General features: G+C 42.0%; 8 protein-coding genes. 6 read left to right on the top strand and 2 right to left on the bottom strand.

What is annotated here, in order from left to right; genetic code table 11:
* Positions 1-286, bottom strand: a 286-nt coding sequence (locus tag F6K20_RS18065) for a response regulator (protein ID WP_287295551.1), incomplete at its 3' end; no start/stop codon positions are given.
* A gap of 296 nt (positions 287-582) precedes the next feature.
* Between F6K20_RS18065 and F6K20_RS18060 the strand changes: the two genes are divergently transcribed.
* From F6K20_RS18060 to F6K20_RS18035, 6 genes are all read left to right on the top strand, one after another.
* The gene (locus F6K20_RS18060) at positions 583-1,290 is read left to right on the top strand and encodes an SDR family oxidoreductase (protein WP_287295549.1); all 708 of its coding nucleotides are present in this window, start codon (positions 583-585) and stop codon (positions 1,288-1,290) included.
* Positions 1,291-1,461: 171 nt separating this feature from the next.
* Positions 1,462-1,884, top strand: a complete 423-nt coding sequence (locus F6K20_RS18055; protein ID WP_008189310.1) for a FolB domain-containing protein — start codon at positions 1,462-1,464, stop codon at positions 1,882-1,884.
* Positions 1,881-2,342 (top strand): 2-amino-4-hydroxy-6-hydroxymethyldihydropteridine diphosphokinase, encoded by a 462-nt coding sequence (gene folK / locus F6K20_RS18050; protein WP_008189308.1) that lies wholly within the window; start codon positions 1,881-1,883, stop codon positions 2,340-2,342. Before F6K20_RS18055 ends, folK begins: the two co-directional genes overlap by 4 nt.
* A 215-nt stretch (positions 2,343-2,557) precedes the next feature.
* Positions 2,558-3,217, top strand: coding sequence for an ATP phosphoribosyltransferase (hisG, locus tag F6K20_RS18045; RefSeq protein ID WP_008189306.1), 660 nt, complete (start codon positions 2,558-2,560; stop codon positions 3,215-3,217).
* Between the two features lie 431 nt (positions 3,218-3,648).
* Positions 3,649-4,089 (top strand): hypothetical protein, encoded by a 441-nt coding sequence (locus F6K20_RS18040; RefSeq protein WP_008189304.1) that lies wholly within the window; start codon positions 3,649-3,651, stop codon positions 4,087-4,089.
* Positions 4,090-4,192: 103 nt separating this feature from the next.
* Positions 4,193-4,966: a DUF1350 family protein gene (locus F6K20_RS18035; protein WP_008189302.1), complete on the top strand. Its 774-nt coding sequence runs from the start codon at positions 4,193-4,195 to the stop codon at positions 4,964-4,966.
* Positions 4,967-5,208: 242 nt separating this feature from the next.
* Here the strand turns inward: F6K20_RS18035 and F6K20_RS18030 are convergent, their stop codons facing one another.
* The gene (locus F6K20_RS18030; RefSeq protein ID WP_287295547.1) at positions 5,209-6,729 is read right to left on the bottom strand and encodes a reverse transcriptase domain-containing protein; all 1,521 of its coding nucleotides are present in this window, start codon (positions 6,727-6,729) and stop codon (positions 5,209-5,211) included.
* Positions 6,730-7,016 lie beyond the last annotated feature (287 nt).

Genomic DNA, 7,016 nt, shown 5'->3' with positions numbered 1-7,016 from the left:
CAGCACCAGCATCTAATCCCATGACTCGGTCATCTACAGTGTCCTTGGCGGTTAGAAAAAGAACTGGGGTAGTGGCGTCATGCGATCGCATTTGTTGGCAAATTTCTAACCCAGAAATGTGCGGTAGCATCCAGTCTAAGATTAACAAGTCATAAGCGCCAACGCAAGCTAATTCATTTCCTGACGCCCCATTATAAGCCACATCTACAGTGTAACCTTCACGAGTTAATACCCGAGACAGGGGGTCAGTCAGCTCAATTTCATCATCTACTAATAGGATACGCATTTTTTAGCGATTAGCAATTAATCGATTTTGTTGATAGTTGACGGTTGACGGTTCACTATCAATAGGTGCGACCCGAAGGCGCGCGCCTTGAGCTAATTTAATTCGCCAAGGTCAAGCGCACCTAAGTAAAAATTATACGACTTACGCAGGTACTCTATCTGTAGCGTGGGTTATTAACGAACTTGTAAACACCCAATTTATTGATAAATGGGATCAGCTACTTGATATACTGTCTTAGTTAAGATACAGTTAATCACAAGGTAATTATCATTTAAAGGCTAGAAAGACAAACCAGTATGGCTTGGGCATTGGTTACAGGTGGCACCAAAAGGATTGGTAAAGCGATCGCATTAGACTTAGCGAAACACGGCTATGATCTAGCGATTCATTACAACAGTTCTCGCCAAGACGCGGAAATCCTAGGGAAACAGATCCAGTCCCTAGACCGAAATTGTCGGTTTTACCAAGCTGATCTAACCTGTGACCAAGATATGCTCAATCTTTTGCCAAGGGTGAAAGCAGATGTTCCTGAGCTTGATGTGTTGGTGAATAATGCTTCTATTTTTGAACCAGCAACCCTAAAAGAAACGGAACTTGACTTGTTTGACAGTCACTTTGCTGTAAACTTTAAGGCTCCGTATTTCTTTACCCGTGATTTTGCTCGTCTTTATCAAAAAGGGAACATTATCAATATTATTGATACCAGAATCAACAAGAATGATTTTTCCTATTCTGCTTATACATTAGCTAAGAAAGCCTTGGCTAACTTAACCGAAATGGCAGCTTGGGAATTAGCTCCAAATATTCGAGTGAATGGAATTTGCCCTGGGTGGATTTTACTTCCAGCCGGGGCAAGTGAACAGTATATCGAAAAACTTAGACAAAGAGTACCCATGCATAGCCAGGGCAATGAGTCGCAGATTTGTCAGGCTGTTCGCTATTTGCTCTCTAATCAATTTGTTACCGGACAGTTATTATTTGTAGATGGTGGTCAACATTTGTAATCAACTGTAAGCCCTAAGCTTTTCAATTATAACTGATATCTGATAACTGATATCTGATTCTGCTAGCTGAAGGCACCTCAAGTAGCGTGGGCGTAGCGCATCAGCTGATGGCTGATAGCTTACGGCTGATAGCTGACAATAAACTTAATCAAGACTAGATACATCAAAGATATGACACAACTTACTGATATTACATCAATAAAAGTTAATGATTTCGGGAGCAAAAAACAACACAGTTATGTTGAAGCGCTGCTGGAGATAAAAAATTTAAGACTCAGAACGATAATTGGCTTTAATGACTGGGAAAGAAAAACTAAACAAGATGTTGTGATTAATATTAAGGCTGGCTTTACCCCAGGAAATTCTACAAAAAGCGATCGCGTTGAAGATACCCTAAATTATAAAACCCTAACTAAGCGTGTAATTAAAGCAGTGGAAGAAAGTGAGTTTAATTTACTAGAAAAGCTAACCCAGATGATTTTAGATATTGTAATGGAAAATCACCGGATAATATGGGCTAAGGTTAAAGTTGATAAACCTTTTGCTTTGCGATTTTCCGATTCTGTGTCTATAGAATTGAGTGCTAAACGATGAATGAAGTGGTAGTGAATGAAGTGGTAGTGAATGAAGTGGTAGTAAGTGTTGGCTCTAACATTGAACCTAATAAAAATGTAAAGCTAGCAAAAGATAAATTATCAAAAATTGATAATTTTGTTAATGAATCTCGATTTTACCTAACAAAACCCATAGGCTTTACTGATCAACCGGATTTTCTAAATGGTGCCTTTTTAATTCATACAGAAGACGGTTTTGAGACCTTTCGTCAAAAACTTAAACAAGTCGAAATTGACCAAGGGCGGGTTAAGCAAGAGGTGCGACCCGTGGCGAATTTAATTCGCCAACGGAAAGCGCACCTACCCAATAAAAATGGACCGCGCTGTATAGATTTAGACATTGTGGTCTGGAATCGAAGGATTGTTGATCCTGACTTTTATCAGCGGGATTTCATTAAAAAAACTGTGCTAGAGCTGATTCCTGATTTAAACGTTTAACAAATAACTAATGACTTACCCCCCGGAATCATAAGTATTCAACAGGTGCGACAATCAAGCGAATTTAATTCTTAGTGCTAAGAGCGCACCTAAGGACATGATCGGGTTGGTGATAATTTGAGGAGCACGGGCTTCTATAATTGAGCTTCTACAGGTATAGTTGATCTGATCAGTGAACTAATTGACCCCCTGCCAAAGCTCCCGAAGCTCCTTATATGATTACCATCGCATTACCCAAAGGCGCACTCCTAAAAGACAGCATCAAGCTACTGCAATCCGTTGGCTTAGACTTTAGTACCTTCCTAGACTCCGCCAACCGCCAACTCCAGATTCAAGACCCCAGTCAAACTGCTCAAGCTCTACTGGTACGAGCTCAAGATGTACCGGTTTACGTGGAATATGGTCAAGCTCAGTTGGGGATAGTTGGTTACGATGTGCTACGGGAAAAAACCCCGGCAGTGGCTACTTTAGGTGACTTACACTTTGGTTATTGTCGCATGTCATTGGCAGTTCGTGCAGCTAGCTCTTATCTAAGCCCTTTGGATTTGCCAGCTCATGGTCGCGTAGCCTCCAAGTTTGTTCACTGTGCTCGGGAATATTTCAATAACCTGGATTTGCCAGTGGAAATTATCCCACTCTATGGTTCTGTTGAACTTGGTCCGATTACTGGGATGTCGGAGGCAATTGTGGACTTGGTGTCCACAGGTCGTACCTTGAAAGAGAATGGCTTGATTGAAATTGACATTTTGTATGAGAGTACAGCACGACTGATTGCCCATCCCATCAGTTATCGCCTCAATACTGATGGTATGAACAATTTGATTGAGCAGATTCGAGACTTGACTCAGGTCAGTGCTGAGTCCTTAGTGAGTTAGTTATGAGTCTTTAATCAGTAGGGTGCCTTATTAACGCACCCTTACAACTAGAGTTATTCCGTAAGTACTGTAGAGTTGTTTAGCATAAACCTTTACAAAGTAATGCGACACTTATAATATATGATAAATGACATAAAAATAATCATAGTGATTAACTAATAAAGTCTCAATATGATTCATATTAGTTGTCAATCTATCTATCAAGAATAGCATTTTTTTATAAAATTAGTACGCCTCATCTTCTTCATCTCCCCTCTCCCTATAGTTGCCTATAGACTGTTACCTCACTAGACACTTTCGGGAATTGTATGGATAAGTGCCGCTAACCAGTTTTCCTGATACTGCCCCATAAGCAGTGCTAATTGTCATGGGCACTCAAGATGTGTTCTCAACTGTGTGCTCATAATCATCTCAACTAAACGAGACTCAAGATGAAGGTAAAAAATACGTTAATTGCTGCTGCAACTGCTATGGTTTTGGCTTTTGCTTCAGGGTTAAATGCTCAAGAACCAGTTATTGGTGATATCAACACCGGATCAGAATTGATTACCTCGGCAATTCAAGGCTTAGCTTCTAACAAGCAAATCATTAATGAGTGCGGTAAAGAGTTAATAATTGAAGATATTACTAGTGTTACTCAAGATTTACCTAATATCGAAGCCTACCCTACACTAGGAGAAATTCAATACAGGATTTCCTTCACACCTGGAGCTAATACTAATCCTAGCTACTGCGCTGGTAGCTTCAAGAGTCGCATGAAGTTAAAATTAAACGGGCGATACCTTAATCCTAGGGGTGCAGAATTATTATCTACTCCCAACACTTATGAATTTCGATTCATGATACCAGGTCAAGAAAACACTCAATTGTAAATTCAGAATGCCTAAATTTTATATGATACTACATTAATAAAGTACTCTAGGGTACTCTACAAACTTCTTTACAATAAAAGAGGTAAACCCTGTAGAGTATGGCATGGACTGGCAAGAGATATCTGGTAACTGGGTTTTAATCCCCAATCGTCCCACCGGGATTATCCATTTCCTGGGTGGGGCGTTTATTGCTACAGCACCCCACGTAACTTACCGATTGTTACTGGAAAAATTAGCAGCTCAACGGTATGCAGTGATTGCGACACCGTTTGTGAATACCCTCGACCATATTGCGATCGCACGAGATGTACTCAACCGCTTCGAGACTACTCTAAATCGCTTACAGGTAACCAATGTTTTAAGGAAACGGTATCTACCCATCTATGGTATTGGCCACAGCATGGGGTGCAAACTGCATTTGTTGATTGGCAGCCTCTTCAGTGTAGAGCGAGCTGGTAATATCTTGATTTCCTATAACAACTATTCCGCTGACCGTGCCATTCCCTTTGTGGAACAGTTAAACCTAAATCCTATCTTCCAGGTCGAGTTTACTCCCTCACCCCAAGAAACTAACTATCTGATTACTCAACGCTATCAAATCCAGCGTAATTTACTGATTAAATTCACTGATGACGAGATTGACCAAAGTGTTAGCTTGACCCAAACCTTGCAGAAACGTTTTCCAAATATGGTTGCCCTACAGCGGATACCAGGAAATCATTTAACACCTTTAGGGCAAGATGTCACGTTAAACCCAGGAGCAGTTTTTACCCCATTGGATGCCGTAGGTCAGTGGGTCAAGCAAGAAGTCTATCGCGATTTAAATCGCTTGCAACGGGAAATTTTGCGATGGTTGAATCCTCTAGCAGTGGCCTAATGTTGAAGGTTTAAGGTTGAAGGTTTAAGGTTTAAGGTTTAAGGTTAGTAGGTTCAAGGTTAGCTGGTTCAAGGTTAGTAGGTTCAAGGTTGAAGGTTAGCAGGTTGAAGGTTAGCAGGTTGTTCGCCGTTAGAGTCGATGTCCCCTATTACGGGGAGCACCTCTCCTTCAGAACCGTGCATGAAACTTTCGTCTCACACGGCTCCTAGATATTCTTAGCTGAGGTGCGACCCAGGGGCAGTTTATCTGCCCATTGGAAAGCGCACCTCGCTTTTGCTCCAATGTATTTGCTGATGGCAGTTCTGATCAACTGCTAGAAGATTCTTCGTTTTCCAGTTGTCGTGGTTTCCATCTATGTGATGGAGATGTACATCCTCGTCTTCTAGGAATCTCAATCCGCAATATCCACAGGAATGGTTCTGCTTTTTCAAAGCTGTTGATGTAGCATCGGAGTATAATCGTGAGTTCCGATTACTCCAGTAAACTAAGTCACCGTCGTAGGGTGACTTAGTCCCCTTTACGTTTACGTGTTGGTTTTGCTTGTAACCTACCTTTGGGAATGCCTTCTTACATAGTTCATTGGCTTTGTACCGGTTTACCTTCTTTTCCTTACGGAATTTCCGATTTGCGGTGTGGTTCATGAACCATAGAGAATCCCTTGAGCTGCTCATGTCACAGCTGCTGTGGTAGTTACGCCATCCGCGAACTATAGGAGCTAGTTTCGTTGCTTTTACTTCAGCACCATAGTTCGAGTTATTAACCACGTGTTTGATTTTTTCGCGTATTTTCCGATGGTTGTCCGCTGAGGGAGTGCATTGGAATTTTCCGTTTTTCTGGACTCGGAAGTTCCAGCCCAAGAAATCAAAACCGTCTGTCGTGTTGGTTAGCTTGGTCTTTTCTTCGCTGATTTCCATTCCGCGCTCTGCTAGGAAGGCTTTTACTTTGTCAAGTATCTTCTCGGCATTGTCTTTTGGCTTTAGGATGAACACCATATCATCTGCGGATCGCAGGCTGGTGTGTATATCCTCTATTCCGTTAAGTGCGATATTAGCTAGTAGGGGGCTTACTACTCCACCTTGTGGGGTTCCTTGCTCAGGGAATTCCGGATTTATTCCGGCCTTGAGGCAGCGGAATATTCCGTGTTTTAATCCTGTTGGCGCAATTAACCTTATCATGATGGCGTTGTGGGAAATACGGTCAAAGCATTTCTTGATATCTAGTTCTATGATTCGCTTTTTGATTCCGTTGCTATTAGACCTTAGATTGTTAAACAGTTGTTTTTGTGCGTCTTGGGCACATCTTCCCGTTCTGAATCCGTAGCTTTTTGCGTGGAACGTGGCCTCGTGGGCTGGTTCTAAGGCGAATTTGGCTAGACATTGCCATGCTCTGTCAGCGATGGTAGGTATTTTCAACATCCTTACTTTCCCATTCTTTTTAGGGATAGGGATTTCGCGAAGTCGGCTATGCTTCCAGTCTGAAGCATGGTCGTTCAATGTTTCTACCAGTTCCCATCTCTGTCGGTAGTTGAGGCTTGACTTACCATCAATTCCCGCCGTTTTCTTACCCTTGTTTAGCTGAGTCACTTGACGGACGGCCAAAAGTTGAGCTGCACGGGACTTCATAATCAGTTTCTGTAATGACCGTGCCTTCTTCAGGTCGCCATCTCGAACTGCTTTGAACACTCGCTTTTGTAGGCGAAAGAGGTTTTGGCGGAGTTTCTTCCACTTTTGACTTTTCCAAAAGTCGCTATAACTGGTTGTCATGCGTCTACTTATACTCTCCTAGAGTTCGTGTTTTCTGAATACCCGCAGCCAGTTTCCGGCTGCATCCTACCCGACAGTGAGGATTAGACTTGGCATAGCTTACCGAGGGTTCGACCGTTCCTCAGACTCATGTTGCTGTCGTTTTTACTCGTTCCGACTGTTAGATTGTTTTGATGTTTTAGGGCAGTCCGGAGATGAAACCTTAGAATAGTGGAGCCTTACTACAAAATTTTTAACCCTTTTACCCATAGCCGACTAACTATAAAGGCTCCACTATTCTTGCGGTA

The sequence above is a fragment of the Moorena sp. SIO2C4 genome (assembly GCF_010672485.1).
GTDB classification, from domain to species: Bacteria; Cyanobacteriota; Cyanobacteriia; order Cyanobacteriales; family Coleofasciculaceae; genus Moorena; species Moorena producens.
The sequence above is the reverse complement of the archived record's forward strand: the minus strand, read 5'-3'. Positions and strand labels throughout refer to the sequence as shown.